Origin of the sequence: Shewanella sp. 10N.286.45.A1 (assembly GCF_041470405.1) — a bacterium.
Taxonomy (GTDB): Bacteria; Pseudomonadota; Gammaproteobacteria; order Enterobacterales; family Shewanellaceae; genus Shewanella.
This window is the reverse complement of record NZ_JBFRMK010000132.1, coordinates 18539-39621: the sequence shown is the minus strand read 5'-3', so window position 1 is coordinate 39621 and position 21083 is coordinate 18539. Positions and strand designations below refer to the sequence as shown.

The following is a 21083-nucleotide window of genomic DNA, read 5'->3' as shown; positions in this document are numbered from 1 at the left end:
CTCTGGCTCTGGCTCTGGCATGATTTCAAGCACTTCTCCTTCAATATCCAGCTTTTTATCAAAACTCACACCTTCATCTGGAGCCGTTGACACGTCGCTATCTGCTGTTGGAGTAATATCTTTTACTTCAGCTTCTAGTGCCTCTTTGGCAGCCTCTTCCTGCTGAGCTTTTTGTTCTTGTTCTTCATTTGCTAATCGTTGAGTACGCTTATAGAGATAAACGCCAATTAAGATAAGCAAAATAATGGCAATAATTTTCATTGTGTTCCACCAGTGGTTGGCCAGAGACTCAATCTGCGAGTCTGTTTAAGCATGTAAAATTGCACGAAAATAGAACGTTATTATTAATCTATTCTCTTTCTTAAAATCAAGTGTTTATACCTATTTTTTAATCGGGTATCAAAAATAGTGCACTATATCGGCCAATTTAGCCAAAAAGGCGACTGAATTCAGCTGAAATAGGTCACCGATAAAATAGAAAGCTTGCATAAAAGCGAGCTTAAAAGCACTATTTTGTGCGCACCTTCAAACTTTAATACATGAATTTTGTTTGTCGCTTAGTTGGGTTTTATGATGGTAATAACCCAGTAGCTTACTAAGGTATAACATGGCTTTTGAACAACTTTTAACGGGCAAATTACTTAGCGAGTTTAAAACCATCTCTGCAATGGTTGATATCTATTGCAAAGCACACCATAAAAGCATTGGTGAGGGCGTTTGCCAGGACTGCCAAGCATTCAAAGAATATGCTCATACGCGCCTAGATCGCTGCCCTTACGGACAAGACAAGCCAACCTGTAATAAGTGCCCAGTACATTGTTACAAACCGCATATGAAACAAAAAGCTCGCGAGATAATGATCTTCGCAGGACCTAGAATGTTACTACCACATCCTATAATGGCAATTAGACATTTACTGTCAGAGCGCAAAGATGCACCTGGCAAGCCACCCGCAGAATCTTCAAATAGACACCTTCGAATTAAAGTAAAATCTGAAAACTAGCCCTACTACCCGCAGCTTTAACTAACTCTTAAGGCTGCAGCCAACATCTATATCTAACTCATTATATTTAGAAAACCTCCTTAAGCGCACGATACAGCCAAATAGTGTCATGCACTTTCTTGTCGTATCTAAGATTCGCTACTAGACTTTCGGAAAGTAAACGGACTTATTTGAACAGCACTGCAATATTAATTTTGCACGCTGGGAACAATCAGCATGGAGGCTGCAGCTTTGACTAAAGAGATCCTGCTCGTAGAAGACAATAAGGTCATGTTGTTGATGATGTCGCAGATGTTGTCTTCGCGTGGGTATCGAGTCGTCACGGCTAAGCACGGCTTAGATGCACTTTCTCAGCTTGAATCGCACCCTAATATCCAGCTTGTTCTTAGCGACTGGATGATGCCAGAACTAAACGGCATCGAACTCTGTTACCAGCTAAAACCTCCCGAGTATGGCCGCTACATCTTCTTCGTTCTACTTTCTGGCCGAGATGACAAAGAGTCAATAGTGGAAGGTATCAATGCTGGCGCAAATGATTTTGTCGCAAAAGATACCAATATCAATGAACTTGATGCCAGACTAAAAGCTGGCTTTAGAACACTTGAGTTACACAATCAGCTGGTGGCTAAAAATATCGAACTCGATCGTGCCTACGCCACCATTAGGCAAGATTTAGAATCCGCCAGTGAACTTATCCAGCGCATGCTCCCGAATCAAACGAGCTTTAAAGGCGTTGAGATTAATTACACTCATATTCCCAGCGCACAAATTGGTGGTGACATGCTGGGCTGTATGCAACTCGATGAAGAGCACATAACCGTTTATCTGTTTGATGTCGCTGGGCATGGTGTTGCCTCGGCGCTTATGTCACTTTCAGTTCAGCAAAGTATCAGCTCAAACTCTGGCACCACCTCCAATGTCAAACGCAAGAAGGATACTGATCCCTTTTATAGCCTCATCGAACCTAGTGAAGTCATCTCCCACCTCAACCAAAACTATATCAGCCAAGATCAAAACAACCTGTATTTCACTATGGTGTATGCAGTTTTAAATACCAAAACGGGTTTACTTACTTATGCTTTTGCTGGCCACCCACCGATGATTTGGCTGCAAAAATCAAACAATAATAGTGCCTTCATTGAGCAAGATAGCTTTGTCGCTGGCATGTTTGACTTTGCAGAGTATAAAACAGAGCAAGTACAACTTAAGCCAGATGATCGCGTATTCCTATATTCCGACGGTATTACAGAAGCCGAAGATCAACAGAAGAACCAATACTCAGAAGTGGGCTTGAAGCAACTTGCTCTAACCCAAAGCAGTAAACCAAGAGATCAGCAAACCGACAGTATCGTCCAAGCCGTTAAAGCTTGGACTGGCATAACACAGTTCGATGATGATATCAGCCTGATTGCCCTTGAGTGACAAGGCGAATAGAGAGGAAATACTATGCAATTCGATATTATAGAAAAAGGCCAGTACACCATAGTTCAAATCAATGAAGGTCGCTTTGATGCCAAGCTAGCTCCTGCATTTAGAGAGCAACTAGAGCAAGTCAAAGGCAATATTCGTGACCACTTACACTTAGTACTAGATTTAGGACAAGTACGCTTTATGGATAGCTGTGGACTCGGTGCAGTAATGGGCGCTTATAAAATGCTGCGCAATACTAAAATAAGCATTGCTAACCCACAAAAGCCCGTCACGGATCTGCTCAAACTAACCCGCATGGACAAACTAATTCTCAGCCACCCAACAATTGAAGATGCACTGGCTCCAACCGCTTAAAGAGGTAGATGTTATGAAAGGAATGATCTTAGCTGCAGGGAAAGCCACACGTATTAAGCCGATATCTTACGCAATTCCAAAACCAATGGTGCCTATTTTGGGGAAACCTGTAATGGAATCGATGATCCAGCTATTTGCCAAAAGTGGCATAGACAAAATAGTGATCAACACCAGCCACTTAGCGGAAATTATCGAAAACTATTTTGGTGATGGTCATCATTTCAATGTGCAGCTTTCCTATTCAAATGAAGCCAAAGAGGTAAATGGAAAACTTGTTAGCCAAGCATTAGGTTCAGCTGGCGGCATGAGAAAAGTACAAGATTTCTCAGGTTTTTTCGACGAAACCTTTGTGGTAGTTTGCGGCGATGCTTGGATCGACCTTGATCTAAAAGAAGCTGTCGAGCATCACAAGAAGCACGGTGGCATCGCTACGGTTATCACTCGCGTGGTGCCCTCTTCTGAAGTGAACAAATACGGCGTTGTGGTTACAGATAAGTATGAACAAGTGGTTAGCTTTCAAGAGAAACCACTAGAGTCAGAGGCGTTATCCAACAAGATCAATACTGGCATCTATATTTTCGAGCCTGCCATATTTGACTTTATTCCAAAAAACACCGAATTCGATATTGGTAGCGACCTATTTCCACTTTTAGTTGCAAGGAAAGCACATTTCTATGCCGTTAATATGGATTTCCAATGGCTAGATGTTGGCAAAGTTAAAGATGTCTGGGAAGTGACTAGCGACATATTGAATGGCAAAGTTAAGGGCTATCCGCTCCCTGGCACCCAGCTAGCACCCGGCATTTGGGTCGGTATCAATACCCAAATTGATATCTCTAAATGTAAGATCACTCCACCAGTGATCATTAGCAGTGGCTGCGAAATTCAAAATGGTGCGACCATCATAGGCCCTGCGGTTGTGGGGGCTAATTGTAAAGTCGATGCTAAGAGCCTTGTCAGCAATACCCTCATCTGCGATTACATCCACTTGGCTAATGATGCCTACATAGTTAACAAAACCCTGTTTGGTGATTACCTGTTAGGGCACGATGGTTACACCCAATTGTTGGCCGATTGTCAAAATGTGCATATTCTGAAAAATCGCAATGTGTCCCGCACTTTAATAGGGCAAGCCAGTATCAACGATATCTATAACACACTGCGAACCCCGACGGCTGAACCTGTGCCGCTCCAACAGGTGAAATAAGGTCAGCTTATGGACGTGAACACAAGGACGTTTCACAAAGAGTACCTCAGTAGCTTAGAGGCATCTAGAGAGGTCGCGGAAGACATTGTGCCTTACTGGAATAGCCTGGGAGTTAATGAACTGATTATAGGGCAGATGGAGCTTTGCCTTGTTGAAGTCGTCAATAATGTTTTTGAGCATGCCTATCGCAATAATATAGGCGACAAATTTGAAGCTACATCCTATCTGACCAAGGCTCACAACCTGATTATAGAGATCTCTGATTTTGGTCATTCGATGCCAAACGACGTACTTGAGGAACTATTAAGCACTGATTTTGTAGAGCCTATAGTTGACGATCCTGACACCTGGTTACAGAGTGCGCGCGGATTGAAAATCATTCAGGAGCTATCAGACAAATTAGAGTATTTTTCACACCAAAACCGTAACACATTAAAGCTACAAAAAAGCGCAGGCTGAACCAATATAAATAGCTGTTCAGCTTATGCGGCACCACTTGAGGTTGCCACAAGATAAAAGCGCCTTAGTCAAAACCGATAAGTGCACGGAGAATAGATAAATGGACTTTTACTTCAGTGAGTTTGAAAAGCGAACTCCACCGCAACCTGCAAACTATAGCGCATCAAGAGAGCTGCTTTATCAGTATCTTGCGACCTGTAATATTACGCTCGGCATCTAGTATCTAGTATGACGCTGGGGATTTGCGCTCAATTACGATGCGATGTGGTTTTCGCTACCGCTGGCTTTTGCAGAGTCCTGTGCATTTGTCGGCTCTGTGCTGTTTACTTTTAACTTATGGAAGACCGCTGACGAGCCGATTAAAAACCCACCAGCCACGATAAATGAATGCATTAACGACCCCATGGATGATAGAACCATAGCTGTCGATATCATGTTTCCTACCTACGATGAGGAACCAGAGTTAGTTGCTCTTAGTATTCGAGATGCCTTAAATGTGCGTTACCCTCACGAAATAGCAACCCGAATTTTTATTCTCGATGATGGCCGTTACCCAGAGATGGCACAACTTGCTGCCGACATAGGTTGAGTACATCACTAGTGATAATAATATTGGTAAGTGCTTAGTGGAGACATTCGATGAGATATAAACACTATTTAGCCGTGGCGCTTGTACTATGGCTAGTGACGAGTGGTAAAACCGCGCAGGCTGAAGCGCTTAACCTTGAATTACGCCCCTTTAGTAAGGGCAACTATCTATTAGCAGAAGGACGCTACCCACAACCTGCAGCCCATTGGCATCAACTCAGTGTTTTGCTATTAAGTAATCCGCAGAAAGTATCGCAACAACAGATGTGGCAATCGGCAGGTCTTGCCGCATCACTCGCTGCCATTGCAGCGGACAAATCCGAAGACCTAATCGCCTATCAATATTGGGCTGATAGCACCCGCTATCTATTAACAGGCGGGACCAATTGGTCTCAAGTGCAACAAAACCTACATCAACGTCTAAAAACCGCTAACACTCGACTGTCGGTCTCCATGCAAGTCACCGATGTCACCAGCGGAATAGACGATAACCTTGATGTAGAACTGACGGCACTGCAACTGTGGGGTGAAAAATTGAATCTATTTGCCTTTACTGCACCTAGACTTGGTCTCAATCGTTATGACGCAGAAATCAACAATAGCGTAAGCCTATCTGTTCCATCTATCGCACCAAATGCTCAACATCAAGGGGCAGGTAAGAAACTATCGGGATACGATAGTAGCTTTTCCCACTCCCCTCCTCGTTTACTCCAACCCCATCAACCTCTTCAATTGACGCGACTAACGCACAAGCAGATCAACAGCCTGAAACGTTGATAAATAACACCTCCGATGCTGGAATTGCTGCATCTGCACAAGCCCTTCAGGAAACCGTCATACCTACGCCAGATATTGCTGAAGAATAAACTGCAATTGCGATTAATCCACAGGGAATTAGCAGCATCAATCAAACACAAGCAACTAAAGTCGAATCGCTACAAAAGCGGCAAATAGAACCTGTTCAGCTAACAGAAGAAGTGGCAGAAAACACAACTTCAGAAACCGCTACTGAGCGGTGTAAAAAATCAGCGTGATGCACTAAATATAGACAAGTAACTCGTTATTACCTACAACTAATTATGTTGCTCAACTTGCTGTTTAAAGGATCTATTACTACATTTTAAAGTAGCTTAATGTCGTTGCAGAATTAACTGCAGAGCACTCAGAAAGAATCAATGAATGAAAGGATTCATTATGAAAATGCATAAAGAAGATCTCCAACAAATCTATCGCTCTGCCAGCGATCAATTTGATCTCACTGAATCCACACATCAGATTTGTCTCCTTGAATTGGCGGACTCTTTACTCGATCTAAAACAGACCTCACCAGCACAACTCGCCGCATTAGCACAGCAAGAAGATTGCCCACTGGCATTTAAGTTAGCCGTCAAATTAGTGCAATCTCGTAAATACTTAAAGCAGATCACAAAACCTATCTCCATTGGTGTTGTCTTTGCGATGTGGGGCGAACATCACCGTTTACTAGAAAAAATCCCCTCCAATCCAAATGGAGAGAACTCTTTACTAACCAAGGTCACGCAACTTACTTGGGCATGTAAAGGCACTAAGATTAGTTGGCACCTTTACCCTGTTGACGATGGCTGCCCTCACAACAGTTTCGATATCGCCAACCGCATAGCCAGTATAAGCTCTCAGCCAGAAAAAATAACGGTGCTCAACCTTAAAGATGGCATTACTGCTACTAAGGGGCCACTAGCACAACTCAATGATGTAGATGATTCAAGAAAAGGCGGCGCGATTATTCATGGCTGCATGCAAGCATTAGACGATGGCGTAGATGCGGTTATCTATACCGATGCGGATAACTCTGTGCATATGGGTCAACTCGGGCTAATATTAGCCCCTTTTGTCGCCAATAACGCTCAGGTTGTGCTGGGCAACCGTAAAGACCCGCAGTCCATTTTAGTCAAACAAGAGCAGCGTTGGGGGGGCGGAATTAAAAGCCTTAGACATATGCAAAGAATGGTCGGCTCAGCCATTTTTTCGCAAGGTATTCATGATACTCAAGCAGCTTACAAGCTGTTTAGCCGTGAAGCGCTACTTCCAATCCTCGCAAAACCTAGCGTATTCGACTTCTCTTTCGATACCGACTGGATTTTGGCTGCAATGCAACAGCAACAGCAAATTGCCACAGTTCCTTTTGCCTTTATCGATTCAGCAGCTGAGTCTGCATCAATAGCGCAAGGGCCTATGTAGCCCCACCTAACCCGTCAGTGATTAATCAAGGATCACCGACTACAATTTCATATGAAGCTGTCAACTAGCAACTCTCTATTTACAGACAACGAGCTTGCAACTCATAGCTTAATAGTATGAAGTAACAACAATATGAATGAATTTAGCGACTTTATAACGCAAGGATACTGGTGGCTCTCTTTGCTTGGTGGTCTTCACTGCCTAGGCTTAGGTTTATATATCCGTTATATATACCATGAGAAAAACGGTAACCATAAAATATTAGGCAGTATCTTTAGCCTAATGGTACTGTATTTTTTTACTGGCTTACTCACTAAAGAGAATGTCCCAGCGCCAATACATTTTATCTACCTGCTCATCATTCCCGTCTATTTCCTGTTAATGCCACTGCTGTATTTGTACTGTTATCGAAGTTTGCATAACACAAGAGAAGCCATTGGTTTTTCGCCGCACTTTTACCCTGCTCTAGTTGTCACACTAACCGTTATTGCCGCAACAATTTATAGGGCTTCACAGCAAGATATTTTTCCGGATATTCCCTTGAATATTACGCCCGCTTTGAACCACCTGAATCTGCTTAGCGCTATGCTGCCTGGCATATTGTTTGTCCAAACAGCACTGTATTTTTACTTTATCTTGCGAATGTTAAGTCGCTACCCAGGTAGGACCTCTCGGCTACATCAAGAAAGCTTAAAAGATATCAAGTTCAGATGGCTACTGGTACTGACATTAGCCCTAATGAGCAACTGGATAATAAGAGCCGTACTCATAATGCTGCCACTCTATTTTGGCGAACCATTAAGCGGTGTAAACCATGCAGCAACTAAATTAGTACTATTACTAACCGTCTATGTATTAGCGATCTACGGCTTAAAACAGATCACCTATGCCGCATTTTTACGAGGAAAGTTAACCCGTCCTGCAGAAAAACCACCCATGAAAGCCTGCCAGCAACTACTCAGCTCTGAAGAGCTTGCTTACTTACAAAAACTGATGCAAGACGAAAAAAAATAATGTTGTTACTAAGCTTATGTCGTGGATTTTACTCCCCTAATTGCGATAGTGTACTCAGGTCAATTTCATTATAAAAAATACAGAAAGACCGTGAAGGGTAGAAAAACATGAACAAATTAAACAAGCTCACTCTAATTGCCACCGCAATGACAGCTTTGCTAGGTAGTAGTATGTCAGTTGCTGCAGAAAGAACTCACGACATCATCATCGATGACTTTTTCGATATTGGCGGCATGAGTGCAGTCACGCTCAGCCCGAATGGGAAAAAAGCCGTGTGGCTTGAGTCTCGCTGGGATAAAGAGCTTGATAAAAGCCAGCGCGATCTGTGGCTTCTCGATACTAAGTCTCGTCAAACCAAACGACTGACCTTCACCAACGAGAGTGAATCAAGCCCACAATGGAGCCCAAATGGTGAGTACGTTTACTATTTAGGAAAAGTAAAGCAACCTGATGCTAAAGCACCTTATAACGGCAAAACTCAAGTATTTCGTATTTCGGTGAACAATGGCGATAGCCAACCGATGACCAAAGAGAAAGAGGGCGTCAGCAGCTTCGAGCTAAGCCACGACGGTAAAAGCTTATACTTTCTAGCCAATAAAACTGTAACAGATACCGACGAATGGGCATCAATGCGCGCCAACCATAGTGCACCCAAATATGGCCATGGTGAACGTAAAACCAACCCGCTATATCAGCTCGACCTAGAGCACTTTAAACAGCAATTACTGCTCGACGATGACAAAGTTGTTTGGGAATTTAAAGTAAACAATGACGGCAGCAAAATTGCCCGTATCACCACCAGCGATAACGAACTAGTTTTCCTAGAAGGCTGGTCTGACGTTGAAGTTTTCAACACTAAAACCAAACAAAATGATGTATTAGCTGATGAACAATGGCGTGAACAAGCCCCCTCACCTTACGGTTGGTTACTCGGTTTAGCTTGGCAAGAAAATAACACCGAACTGGCATTTAGAATCGACTTTGACGGCCACCCAGGTAAGCTATTTATTAGTAACACCAAAGCAACCGATAAGCCCTCACTTGAAGTTTCACGCCCAGATCTGGTCACTCTCACGGCAAGCGATCTCACTTGGCGTCCAAATAGTGATGAAATCTGTTACCGCGGTGCCGATCATGCTCGAGTAAAACTATTCTGTACCGAAATTGATGACGGCGAACAAGGTGATACTCGCACCGTGATCCCGGGCGATATGGTTATAGGTAGTTATAGCTTTAGCCAAAATGGTAAGTCTGTCGCCTTCAGTCATAACGGTTTAAACCACTTCTACGATATGTTTATTGCCGATGCTAACAGCAGCCGTGCTAAACCCCAGCGTTTAAGTAATGTTAATCCGCAAGTTGATAGCTGGAAACTACCTCAAGTGTCAGTCGTTAAATGGACAGCTCCCGATGGCTCAACGGTTGAAGGGATCTTAGACCTACCAGCAGACTATAAGAAAGAAGATGGTCCATTGCCATTGATCGTGCAAATCCATGGCGGTCCAACATCGGCAACACCTTATGCACTGCAGCACCGTTCTTACGGTCGCTCTACATTTACCGCTAAAGGCTGGGCATTGTTATCACCAAACTACCGCGGCTCTACCGGCTATGGTGATAAGTTCTTAACCGATCTTGTCGGGCGTGAGCACGATATCGAAGTTAACGATATTATTGCTGGTGTTGATCAGCTGATAGCTGATGGCATTGTCGATGGTGACAAAATGGCAGTGATGGGTTGGAGTAATGGTGGTTACCTAACTAACGCATTGATCAGCACTACTGAACGCTTTAAAGCTGCAAGCTCAGGCGCAGGTGTGTTTGATCAACGTTTACAGTGGATGCTAGAAGATACTCCCGGTCATGTGGTTAACTTTATGGAAGGCCTACCTTGGGAAAAACCTGACGCTTACACCCATGGCTCTTCACTCAGCCACGCTGACAAAATCAAAACACCAACGCTTATCCACATTGGTGAAGGCGATCAACGCGTACCACTCGGGCACGCACAGGGTCTTTATCGTGCACTTAAGCATTACTTAGACGTACCTGTCGAGCTTGTGGTTTACCCAGGTGAAGGTCATGGCTTGAGCAAGTATCAGCACCGTAAAGCAAAAATGGAATGGGATCAGAAATGGTTCGAACATTATGTTTTAGGTAAGCCTGCCGAATAAGCTTGTCTGCGACATCAATAAAAGCGCCTCATTAGGCGCTTTTATTTTGTCTTTTTAATGAGATAGAAATCGATACAAAAAGCCATTCATTTTCGGTTCAGAATGGGTATGCTAGTGTTTATACTCATTTGTAGTTTGCTAGATAAGGATAGTTTTATGACGAGCTTAATCAAACGCATCTCCAGCAGCATTTTTCTAGTCGCCAGCATGTTAATAGCACCACAAGCATTAGCAGAAGATGGTTATAGCCAAGCCAAGAGTACTTTCCAGCAAGCAAATCAAACCCAGAAATTCTTCGATACAGCCTATGGTTACGCACTTTTTCCAACCGTAGGTAAAGGCGGAATAGGCATAGGAGCCGCGTATGGCAAAGGCCGTGTTTACCAAGCCGGTAACTATAAGGGCGACACCAGTTTGACCCAAGTGTCTTTTGGCTTTCAACTTGGTGGCCAAGCCTATAGTGAGATAATCTTCTTTAAAGATGAATCCGCTTACAAAGACTTTACCAGTGGTAGTTTTGAGTTTGGCGCGCAAGCATCAGCCGTTGCCATCAATATAGGCGCGAATGCGCAAGCTGGTACAACTGGCAACTCAGCAGGAGCGGGGAAAAAAGCCGCTACAGCAGCATATATAAATGGTATGGCAGTCTTTACTGTAGCCAAAGGTGGATTGATGTTTGAAGCAGCACTAGCAGGACAATCTTTTACTTTTGAAGAGAAATAGCCAATAAAGCTGAGTAATATTCTAATCCAAAAGCCTGCCGCTCATTACAAGCTGTAGGCTTTTTAATATTTAACGCCTAAACCCAGTAGGTGCTATCAGTTTTTACTCGCCCCCATAAACTGAATTCTTGTGGGATAAGTTTCACCATCGCTGTTCATGCTTTGCGTAATCCTTTGCATCAAGCCATCTAGTTGAGTTAAATCTTCAGAACTTAGCGCGGCAACCATCTTTTTTTCCCGCTGATGCAGTACAGGCATGATCTCCTCCACCAACAGCTTACCTTTTTGCGACAACTTAACTAACTTGCTGCGTTTATCATCCGGGTTTTCACAGCGTTCAATTAACGCTTCTTTTTCCAATCGAGTCAGTACTTTTGTCAGCCCGCCCGAGCTGAATAACATGCTTTGATACAGCTCTGTCGGCGACAGCAAGTGCGGCGATGGGTTACGGCGCAAACTGGACAACAGATTGAAATCTGAACTTTGTAATCCGTAAGACTCGACACACTCTTTAATTATCTGAATAAAAATATTGTTTACTTGCGTCAATCGCAATAAAGCTGGGTATGAGGTTGCTGCACACTCAGGCCAATTCGCGTCATTCTGTTGCAAAATGTCTTCCATGCACTTTTCCACTTGTTCTACCTCTCACTTTTATTCATTGATCACCATTATATCTTGCGAGAAAGATAAACGCCATCTAGTATCTTTCTGGAAAGATACTTTGCAAGCTAGGCTGATAATGTCAAAACATCTGGGTTGCCACTATTTGGTAATGGAACAAATAAGCTAACAATCAAAAGCTTAAGAAAGGTAGTAACGCTGTTTATGTTAGAGATGAACAGACTGTTATTTGTGGCAGAGATCAGCAGCCAGTCAGTGAATTGGATTTATCGCGAATTTTTTAGCGTTTTTAAACTGCCTGAACTGAATTCAGCTTTAGCAGCACATTTGCAAAACCAGGTAATTGATACGATTTACCAGTAAAAATTGATTATGCATATACCTCAACTAACTGATCACTGCTAGCAACCATGCTTAAAGTGCAAGTAAGCGCGATGCTTAACACAACAATCGGTCGATGCATTCTCTAGGTCTCAAATACTCGCTTGCTGCTTTGCTAATGAGAAAAGCGACAAGCAAACCTTATTAAAACAGTAACGGTTATGGAAAAAGTGGCTTAAACACTGAAGTACAGCCCTAGCCCAACCGTAAACAACTGAGTAGCAGACCCGCTACTTGCACAGTAAGACTGGCTTTGTGGTTAAACAAACAGACTCACTGCGCACGTGGCATAACCCACGCTATCCAAAGAGAGAGCGTGTATAACAAAGAGAGTGATGAGATGGGAATGTTTAAAGCAGCATCCTTAACAATGATGATGGGGCTTACCGTAGTGGGTTGCGGTAGCGATGATTCACCTGACGTAGAAAATAGACCACCAGTCGCTGTGCCTGATACCGCAGCAGCTTTAGCCGAAGGCGCACCAATTCGTATCAAAGTACTCGCCAATGATTATGATCCAGATGGCGATGCTATCGAGATAGTCGACTTTGTCATTACTGATGGCAGCGGCTCTGTATCCCAAAGCAATGATGACTTATTGTTCACACTAGGATCTGCTGGCACAACGCTAATTAACTACACCATATCCGATCCCCATGGTGCGACTGACTCAACCACAGTGACCATCACAGTCACCAATCCTGAGCCAGAAATCGCTGAATATGTAGGTTCAAATACCTGTGTTAGTTGTCACACAGATAAAGCCACCTTTTTCGAAACTGGGCATAACTTTAAGTTGAATAAAGTGGTCGACGGTAAAGCACCTGAGTATCCATTTAGCTCGATAGACGGCGCGGTTGAGCTTATGCATGGGGTCAACAATAGCACTGGTACACCTAATGACTGGAATGACATCAGCTACGTCATCGGCGGCTACGATACTTGGGCAAACTTCCTCGACAAAGACGGCTTTATTCTGACAGGAACCGGTGTCGCAGTGTCTATGCCACAAAACGGCGAAGATATTTCAATCAATCACATGCAGGGTTACCTGCCTGACGCCCCAGCTGATTCACAACCATTCGACTGTGGCATATGTCACTCAACAGGCTGGAAGGACTACACGCCAGACTCAGATCTAAACCCTAACCATCAAGATGGTCTGAAAGGTTTTGCTGGTACTTACAATCAGCCAGGCATCCAGTGTGAAGCTTGTCATGGCGCAGGTAGTAAGCATATTAAAACTATGTCCGCAGACGATATTTCGCGAGTCGCTGAAGGACGCTTAACCGCAGATCTCATTAAAGAAGATATGGGCTATGGTTTAGCGATTACCTGCTCAGAGTGTCACAGTAAGAAAACCAACCGTCATTACCCAGACTTTGTCAGTGAGCACAACAAAGACTTTGGTGGCGACAGTATTGGTGGCCGCACTATTCCGTACTTTGACGGCGGCCGAGTCGCTGGTGATGCAATGTTAGGCTTAGATGCTAATACTGGCGAAATGACAGGTAAAAAGCATGAAATGGCTTGCCATATTTGCCATAACCCTCACCGCTCAAAAGCTAATGCAGATCAGCCAGGGCACGAAGATGCGATGCTAAAACAGTGTACCGACTGTCATGGCGATAAAGGCTTTACTCCAGATCTACAAGTACACGCATTCGTGGCAAAATGTACCACTTGTCACATGCCAAAGAGCAATCACTTCTTTAGAATTAATCTAGAGTTCCCATCGGCGAGTCCAGAAAACTTCTCTGATGACGGCATGTATGTACAGCCTTGGAATGTTGCTAAAGATAGTTGTGGCAGTTGTCATGATGATTATGACGAGCGTGCAGCCATCATTGAAAAAATGCACCAATAAACTAAATCAATAAACTAAATCAATAAACGAGCTCAAAACAAAAGCCAATTAGCATCGCTAATTGGCTTTTGTATGTTTTAAGTCTGGCGTTAGTTAACGTATGACTACTTATGGCCCCAAGGCACAGGCGGCAGTGCCACAGGCTTGGTTAGATCAAAGTCGACTCTAAAGTCACGCTCTTCTCGGGTTAACCGATAAGTGAGCGCTTCAGGTTTAACGTACATATGCCATACGTTGGTAATCGACACATCTAGGCCGTTTTCTCTGAAGTTATTAATTGAATATGCATCAACCGGGAAAGACTGCTCCGTGGCGCTGCCCATATCGGCTGTCATGCCACCATACATAGTCACTTTATCTTCACTGCCATCTTTATGGCGATGGTCATGGGCGAGATGCAGACCATACTGAGTTTTAGTGATCACCCAAGTTCGAGAGTGATCATCCCCGACATGAAAAGGCACTTTAAGCACAGTGTCACTGCACTCGCGCACATGCATAATCAGTTTTTTGCCACTAAATGCGGAATCTGCAGTATTACCGGCTGTCACCGTACCTTGAAATGCTTTGCCACAATGAGCGGCGAGATTATCGAAAAAAGCGCTCTGCTCTGAAGTCACAGCCATAGCTGGTAGCGATAGTGCGCCAACCGTTAACAATGCAATTTGTGAGTATTTTGTTGTTTTCATTATTATCTCCGATGATTTGTGACTAACCCTATCATAAACAGATAAATTTTAGCTTAAGAGCAGAAAGTCCCCTCAGCCAAATAGAATACTGAGGGGGAATTGGTCGCAGGTGAACTAATACTTAATTTACGCTGGCTAGAATGCCGTGATGCCATTCCAAACCGTTAAGCATATTAGCTAGATTTGCAACTGGAACTGTCTGTATTGAAAACCATTGGCTCAAAATACTTAAGAGCATAAAAGTCCCCTCAGCCAAACAGAATGCTGAGGGGGAATTGGTTGCTGATGAACTAAACCTTCTCAACTCAGATTGGAAGCATTTGATTAAAATGCCTAAGAGCAGAAAAGCCCCTCTGCCAAATAGAACACTGAGGGATAATTGGTTGCTGATGAACTAAACCTTCTCAACTCGGATTGGAATACCTTGGCGGCAGTTCGCACCAGTCCAGTAATCATTGAGCATACTCGCACCTTGATTACGGGTCGGATCTGCATTGGAAGCATTTGATTAAAATGCTTAAGAGCAGAAAAGTCCCCTCAGCCAAATAAAACACTGAGGGGAAATTGGTTGCTGATGGACTAAACCTTCTCAACTCGGATTGGAATACCGTGGCGGCAGTTCGCACCAGTCCAATAATCATTGAGCATACTCGCAGTTTGATTACGGGTCGGATCTGCATTGGAATCCATTTGATTAAAATGCTTAAGGTTGCCCCTCAAAACGCCATGCAACGAGGGGATCCGTTTTAACTAAACCTTCTCAACTCGGATTGGAATACCGTGGCGGCAGTTCGCACCAGTCCAGTAATCATTTAGCATACTCGCAGTTTGATTACGGGTCGGATCTGCATTGGAACCCATTTGATTAAAATGCTTAAGGTTGTCCCTCAAAACGCCATGCAAAGAGGGGAACCGTTTTAACTAAACCTTCTCAACTCGGATTGGAATACCGTGGCGGCAGTTCGCACCAGTCCAGTAATCATTAAGCATACTCGCAGTTTGATTACGGGTCGGATCCGACGGGATCATTTGATTAATTGCAACACCACCAGCCCGCTCTTTTAAGCCTGCTAGCTTTTTGCCATTAATTACTCGGTCATCACCACCAAACCCTTTTGAATGACCAAATCCATGAGAGACACATACCGCACCTTTGGCCACACCAAGATCCGTTTGCAACGTGCCTTCAGCAGGCTTGCCATTGGCAGTAACCAATCTTACCGTGTCACCGTCCTTAAGGTTTTGCTGTTGAGCAGTCTCTGTATGCATATAAACAAAGTTGGTTGGACTTATCTCTGCTATGCGTTTGTAAGCGACCGCATAGTTAGAGCGCACTGTCGCCTTATAGCTAGAAAATAACAGTGGATATTCAGAACTTGGCCAATGGCTGTCCCAGCTATCGCCATTCCAAAAACGATGCTCATGATAAGTGACTGTGCCTGGATAGTATTCACCAGAATAAGCGTGGCGCACCTGCGCTACTGCTTCGTGATACAGCTGCAAACATTTAGCCCTTGCACCTTTAATAAAGTCACCGTCATAGCGGTCATCAGCCACATAGTAACCACCACGTGATAACAGCGCCTCAACCTCTGTGGCCTCAGTTGCTGTTAGTCTTGGCGTTAAAGGTTTCATCGCATAATCTAGCCCAGCCCACAGCCGATCTTCTGCGGTAACTGTTGGCAAGCTTTCACACTGCGCTGCCACATTAGCAAGGTATTTAGCATGCCAATCTTCGAAACAAAGTAGATCTGCGCTAGAACCATCTTCGCGAGTAATCGCGTCTTTACCAAAACCAGGAAGTTGCATATCTAGTGCGATATCAACCAATAACTGCTCCATACATACGTGCTGGTCTGCGGCAGTTTTAACCGTTCTAGGCGTCACCAAAGGCGCAGCTGCAACCACACCTAACATATGCGAACCCCACATACGATCCGCGGCATACTCTTCTAGCATTGAACGATCCGGAATAAAGTAATCAGCGTAGCGGTTGGTTTCATTCATATGGCAATCAATACCAATAACCAACGGCAAACGTTTAGGGTCAGCAATGCTCGCAACCACTTCTTGGCTAATTGATGCCGCACTATAAAGAAAGTTATTACGCCAGTTGAACAACACCTTAGCTTGATAAGGGTCACTATTGGCATGACTGGTCCACTGCTCTGCTGCATTCATTGCTGGCAAGACTTCATGCCAAGGCGTACTCGCAGGGTAAGGGTTTTGGCCTTTTGCGACCTTTTGCTTATATTCTGTCGAAGATTCATAAGCACCATCACGACAGGCATTAACTACGCCATCGAGGCTGACACCATTGTCGATATTGGCTAAATCGTAACGACCTTCCATACCGCCAATCGGGCCATTACCGTAAATCGCACCACCTTTAGCGTCATGACTACCAACCAAAGTATTTAAGGTTGCCCAGATCCATCCCATCACATAACCATCTGATGAGTTAGTACCGCCGTTACCAGCCACACAAGCCTTACGCCCATAATGGCCTAAATCTTTGGCGACTTGGCGCATATCTGCAACTGCGATGCCCGATTTAGCAGCATACTCTTGCATACTGGTGCGTTGTGATTCCTCTTTAAGAAGATACAGTGAAGAGGCTAGGGTAACTTTACGTCCAGCATTGTCTTTAAGAGTTTTCCTAACAAACAACTCCGCTTTATCACCCCTTTCTGCAGAGACAAACTCTTGGCTACCCGCTTTAATGATGATCGCTTCATCGCCCCCTAAGCCAAAGTCTTTGGCTTTCGCAAAGCGGCGATATTGCGGGTGCTTTGGATCAACAATCACTAAATGACCCGCATTGGTGTAATTGAGTTCACCTGCTGCCTTAGCAGCCTGCTCACTAGCACCTTCAAGATGAGTTTTATTAAACCAACCCTCTTCCAACATCGTGCGGATAACACCAAATGAGAATGCTGCATCTTGTCCGGGCTTGACTGCCAACCAAGTCGCATTAGTGTCTGCCGCCACCGTGGTGCGCAGCAGCGGATCAACACAAACATACTTAAACTTTCTATCGACTCGGCTATCCGCAAGACCACGACCAACGCGGTTTAAGCTGGCGCCTGAAGACCCTGGGCTGGTTCCCATAAATAGGCCGTACTCGACATTTTCCCAATCAACATCATTGAGCCACTCTTCAAAGCCCGCCGCCATACCCAAACTGTAACCGGTTGCTTGGGCAGCGCCACAATAAGCATGCTTAGTACCTAAGTTGCTTGTGCCCCACGCTTGCTGCATAAAACGCGCATAGAAGCTGCCACGTAACGTGTCTTCTGCACAGTAAGTGGCAAACAAGTGGTTAGCTGCAGAGCCAAACTCTGGATAGCCCGGTTTTACTGGTTTATCGAGTTGACGCAGACTACGTAAGCCTTCAACGTGACCTTCACCAAATAGATCGCCACCGGCTAAAATCTCTTGCAGTGCTTGCTCGTAACTAATAGTGACCCATCTACCTTCACCACGTTTACCATCGCGCTTAAGCACTTGGGTGACACGGCGTTCATCATCGACAGAGTCGGCACAACTTGCACCTTTAGCACAGGTTGTAGCACGGTTTTCTAGCCCTTTCTCTCCCGCTAAGGCGATATAGCTCTGCTTAACACTGGTTTCAATTGGTAGCGGTGAACCGGAGTTGTTTTCACAATATGGATTACCACCGACTTTTAAGATCTTGTCATTTTTAGCATCGACACGGACTCGCAGGCCACAAATGTTATAGCAGCTAAAGCAGCGTGAATAAGCGGTACGAACACCCGCAGTTTGTTGCCATTCACCATTAGCATCTTGTTGACACTCAGGCGGGATCGGATGGCCGAATCGGCTCACATCTTGACTACGCGCAGGATGTATCGAGTTGGACTTATCACTACAGCCAACAGTTGCCGCAGCGACAGAAACAACGCCTGCCTGCGTTAAAAATTTACGTCTATCCATTACCAGCTCCTAGCGTTGCCATTCGAGGAAGTTAAGTGACAAAATCTGTTTATCCTGTGGCTGTTCAGGCAAACCGATATAAAAGATATTTGGTTTAGTCCCCTCTCCAGCCAACATGGCGTACACCTTATTATCAGCAACCAGTTTTGAGACGGTGCTAGTGGGATCGTTTAAATCACCAAAGCTGCGCGCCTCGCCAATGCAGGTTTCTACACAGGCAGGCAGCAGTCCCGCTGATACACGATGAATACAGAAGTTACATTTTTCTGGAGGAGTCTCTAAGCTTTCATCTTTACGTCTTGCCCCATATGGACAAGCATCGACACATAACTGGCAGTGAATACACTCGTCATGATCGATCACCACAATGCCATCTTCTTCGCGTTTGTAAGTTGCCTCAGCAGGGCAAACATCAACACAAGGAGGGTTATCACATTGATTACATTGATTCGGTACCGCAAGCGTCGCTAAACCGGTGCTGGTTTCGAGTGCCGCTTGGTTGACACGAGTTCGACAACGTCCAGCCTCAGTTTGGTTTTCCATTGCACAGGACACAGTACAAGATAGACAGCCTGTGCAACGGCGAACATCAAACACCATAGCCAATCTTTTTCCAGCGGTTTTAGCTTGAAGTTGCGCGCTAGGGATGAGAGTCAACATTGCTCCACCAGCGGCCATTTTTAATATGGATCGTCTATCCAACATATTCTTTCCTTATTGTGAATGCAGTATTTAATACTCATAGCACTTATAAAATCTATTTTTAAAATACACTTAAAAATATAAATATATAAACAAAGGAACAATTAAACGTTTAAATATCAAATAATGGTCACAATAGAAAAATAATTTAATTTTTAATGAAATTAAATCTAGAGATAGATTTAGGACAAAGTTCACATAGTAAAAATAATTATATATTTGATGAAATTAAATCTTAAGATAGGCTTAAGACAAGCTTCACATGGCGAAAATAGCTAGCTAGACTTATATCACGTTTTTAAAAACATTAAGAGCCAACAATTAAAAACCTTTAATTTCAACGGTTTGAGCCACACCACCTTAAAACTCCCATATAGTACTAACGTACAAGGTAATCAACACTTTCAACTTAATTAATTATCCAGAGTAAATATCACTATTTGATATTTGCGAATATTAATATGTAAAACACGAGAGCTAAATCAAAAATATAAAAACAAGCTTTTAAAAAGTGTGACTTATAACACTGAATATCGCAACTCTTATATAGATTATATAAACCACATAAAACGCAGGTGATTTTCCCATGAACAAAATAGACCAATTAAATTACAATCAATTAAAAGTGTTTATTGCAATATATGAACATGGTCAAAGTCACCAAGCTGCAAATGAGTTAGGTATGACAGCCTCGGGCGTCAGTAGAACACTAAAAATATTAAGAGATATATTTAAAGACTCTCTTTTTATCAGACGTTGTTCTGGTTTTGTCGCTACCGAGAAAACTCACCAACTTATTCCTATGGCAAAAAGCCTAGTAGAACAGTATCAAAAAATTGAGATGCAGCATTCTGTATTTACCCCTGCTGAATCAGGAGGACAGTTTGTCATCCACGCCTATGATGAATTTGTTTACGCGGTACAGAAAGTTGTTCGCGATGACATTCTAAAAGAAGCACCTAATCTAAGGTTTGATGTCCGGGTATTGACTCATGATTGCTCCACTGAGCTTGCCAATGGCGATATGGACTTTGTGGTCGTTTATGAAGGGTTTAATGCTAAGAACCTTAATTATGAAATGTTCTCTGAAACTGACAGTCTCTATATCTTGGCCCAGCGTGAACATCCGATTCTCCATCAAGCTATTACGCTTGAAAACCTTTCCCGTTTCTCCTGCTTAGAGATTGATAACTACGACGATCTCGCTTGCCCACTACTGGTCAACTTATGTCGTGAACAAGATCTATGCATGGAAGTGGAAGGTTATACCGACAGCCTAGCATCAGCAATGCGCTTACTCAGCGAAACCGACGCTATCACTCTGAGCTGTAACCAATTTACACGCCAATTCGTCAACATGTTGCCAGATATCGATTACATAAAATTACCTGAAGACTTGGCACAAAAATGCCGAGTTCGCCGTCGTGAAAACCGTGAAATAGGTAACTATGTCCTGTTCGGAGATACCAATCATTCGGCTGCATTCAACTGGGTCAAATCCAAATTAATCTGCGGGCTAGAAAGAGAATGGCGCATAGCCAGTGAAGCCTAGCGTTATATCCACAGGGGAAGTCAAAAGCCGGTCGATGAGAGACCTAATTTTGCATTTAAAGGAGCTAAACCAGAACCAAAACAGCGTGTGACCGAGTGAGTGATTTGCTACGCCTGAAGCCAAGTCACTTACAAAGCAATAT

Annotated in this window: 17 protein-coding genes and 1 pseudogene; 13 read left to right on the top strand and 5 right to left on the bottom strand. The window is 43.8% G+C overall.

All coding sequences use genetic code 11. From position 1 onward, the window contains the following. Positions 1 to 261, bottom strand: a pseudogene (locus AB4238_RS11140) (hypothetical protein); the annotation flags it as partial. A gap of 346 nt (positions 262 to 607) precedes the next feature. Here AB4238_RS11140 and AB4238_RS11135 point away from each other — a divergent pair. From AB4238_RS11135 to AB4238_RS11085, 11 genes are all read left to right on the top strand, one after another. Beyond that, positions 608 to 1003 carry a nitrous oxide-stimulated promoter family protein gene (locus tag AB4238_RS11135; protein ID WP_372033510.1) on the top strand — a complete coding sequence of 132 codons (396 nt, stop codon included), beginning with the start codon at positions 608 to 610 and terminating at the stop codon, positions 1001 to 1003. A 216-nt stretch (positions 1004 to 1219) separates the two neighbouring features. Beyond that, positions 1220 to 2425, top strand: coding sequence for a SpoIIE family protein phosphatase (locus AB4238_RS11130; protein WP_372033509.1), 1206 nt, complete (start codon positions 1220 to 1222; stop codon positions 2423 to 2425). A gap of 24 nt (positions 2426 to 2449) precedes the next feature. Continuing rightward, positions 2450 to 2788 carry an anti-sigma factor antagonist gene (locus AB4238_RS11125; protein WP_372033508.1) on the top strand — a complete coding sequence of 113 codons (339 nt, stop codon included), beginning with the start codon at positions 2450 to 2452 and terminating at the stop codon, positions 2786 to 2788. A 13-nt stretch (positions 2789 to 2801) separates the two neighbouring features. Then, positions 2802 to 3995 (top strand): sugar phosphate nucleotidyltransferase, encoded by a 1194-nt coding sequence (locus AB4238_RS11120; protein ID WP_372033507.1) that lies wholly within the window; start codon positions 2802 to 2804, stop codon positions 3993 to 3995. A 9-nt stretch (positions 3996 to 4004) separates the two neighbouring features. Further along, positions 4005 to 4454 (top strand): ATP-binding protein, encoded by a 450-nt coding sequence (locus AB4238_RS11115; RefSeq protein ID WP_372033506.1) that lies wholly within the window; start codon positions 4005 to 4007, stop codon positions 4452 to 4454. A gap of 262 nt (positions 4455 to 4716) precedes the next feature. Then, entirely contained in the window at positions 4717 to 5043 is a 327-nt protein-coding gene (locus AB4238_RS11110) for a hypothetical protein (protein WP_372033505.1), read from the top strand. A 50-nt stretch (positions 5044 to 5093) separates the two neighbouring features. Beyond that, positions 5094 to 5819: a hypothetical protein gene (locus tag AB4238_RS11105; RefSeq protein WP_372033504.1), complete on the top strand. Its 726-nt coding sequence runs from the start codon at positions 5094 to 5096 to the stop codon at positions 5817 to 5819. A 417-nt stretch (positions 5820 to 6236) separates the two neighbouring features. Further along, the gene (locus AB4238_RS11100; RefSeq protein ID WP_372033503.1) at positions 6237 to 7259 is read left to right on the top strand and encodes a glycosyltransferase; all 1023 of its coding nucleotides are present in this window, start codon (positions 6237 to 6239) and stop codon (positions 7257 to 7259) included. Positions 7260 to 7391: 132 nt separating this feature from the next. Then, on the top strand, positions 7392 to 8273 hold the full coding sequence (locus tag AB4238_RS11095) for a hypothetical protein (protein ID WP_372033502.1): 882 nt from the start codon (positions 7392 to 7394) through the stop codon (positions 8271 to 8273). A gap of 107 nt (positions 8274 to 8380) precedes the next feature. Continuing rightward, positions 8381 to 10447, top strand: a complete 2067-nt coding sequence (locus AB4238_RS11090) for a prolyl oligopeptidase family serine peptidase (RefSeq protein ID WP_372033501.1) — start codon at positions 8381 to 8383, stop codon at positions 10445 to 10447. A gap of 156 nt (positions 10448 to 10603) precedes the next feature. After that, complete coding sequence (locus AB4238_RS11085) at positions 10604 to 11170, top strand: YSC84-related protein (protein WP_372033500.1); 567 nt, start codon at positions 10604 to 10606, stop codon at positions 11168 to 11170. 95 nt (positions 11171 to 11265) lie between these two features. Here the strand turns inward: AB4238_RS11085 and AB4238_RS11080 are convergent, their stop codons facing one another. Next, positions 11266 to 11793 carry a MarR family winged helix-turn-helix transcriptional regulator gene (locus tag AB4238_RS11080; protein WP_372033499.1) on the bottom strand — a complete coding sequence of 176 codons (528 nt, stop codon included), beginning with the start codon at positions 11791 to 11793 and terminating at the stop codon, positions 11266 to 11268. Positions 11794 to 12490: 697 nt separating this feature from the next. Here AB4238_RS11080 and AB4238_RS11075 point away from each other — a divergent pair. Then, positions 12491 to 14041: an Ig-like domain-containing protein gene (locus AB4238_RS11075; RefSeq protein ID WP_372033498.1), complete on the top strand. Its 1551-nt coding sequence runs from the start codon at positions 12491 to 12493 to the stop codon at positions 14039 to 14041. Positions 14042 to 14145: 104 nt separating this feature from the next. Here AB4238_RS11075 and AB4238_RS11070 read toward each other — a convergent pair whose 3' ends face one another. From AB4238_RS11070 to AB4238_RS11060, 3 genes are all read right to left on the bottom strand, one after another. Then, the gene (locus tag AB4238_RS11070; protein ID WP_372033497.1) at positions 14146 to 14730 is read right to left on the bottom strand and encodes a hypothetical protein; all 585 of its coding nucleotides are present in this window, start codon (positions 14728 to 14730) and stop codon (positions 14146 to 14148) included. Positions 14731 to 15651: 921 nt separating this feature from the next. Next, a complete protein-coding gene (locus tag AB4238_RS11065) occupies positions 15652 to 18687 on the bottom strand; it encodes a molybdopterin-dependent oxidoreductase (RefSeq protein WP_372033496.1) in 3036 nt (1011 codons plus the stop codon). Positions 18688 to 18696: 9 nt separating this feature from the next. Continuing rightward, positions 18697 to 19392 (bottom strand): 4Fe-4S dicluster domain-containing protein, encoded by a 696-nt coding sequence (locus AB4238_RS11060; protein WP_248976030.1) that lies wholly within the window; start codon positions 19390 to 19392, stop codon positions 18697 to 18699. A gap of 583 nt (positions 19393 to 19975) precedes the next feature. On the opposite strand from AB4238_RS11060, the gene AB4238_RS11055 reads away from it, so the two are divergent. Continuing rightward, a complete protein-coding gene (locus AB4238_RS11055) occupies positions 19976 to 20941 on the top strand; it encodes a LysR family transcriptional regulator (protein ID WP_372033495.1) in 966 nt (321 codons plus the stop codon). Positions 20942 to 21083: the final 142 nt, after the last annotated feature.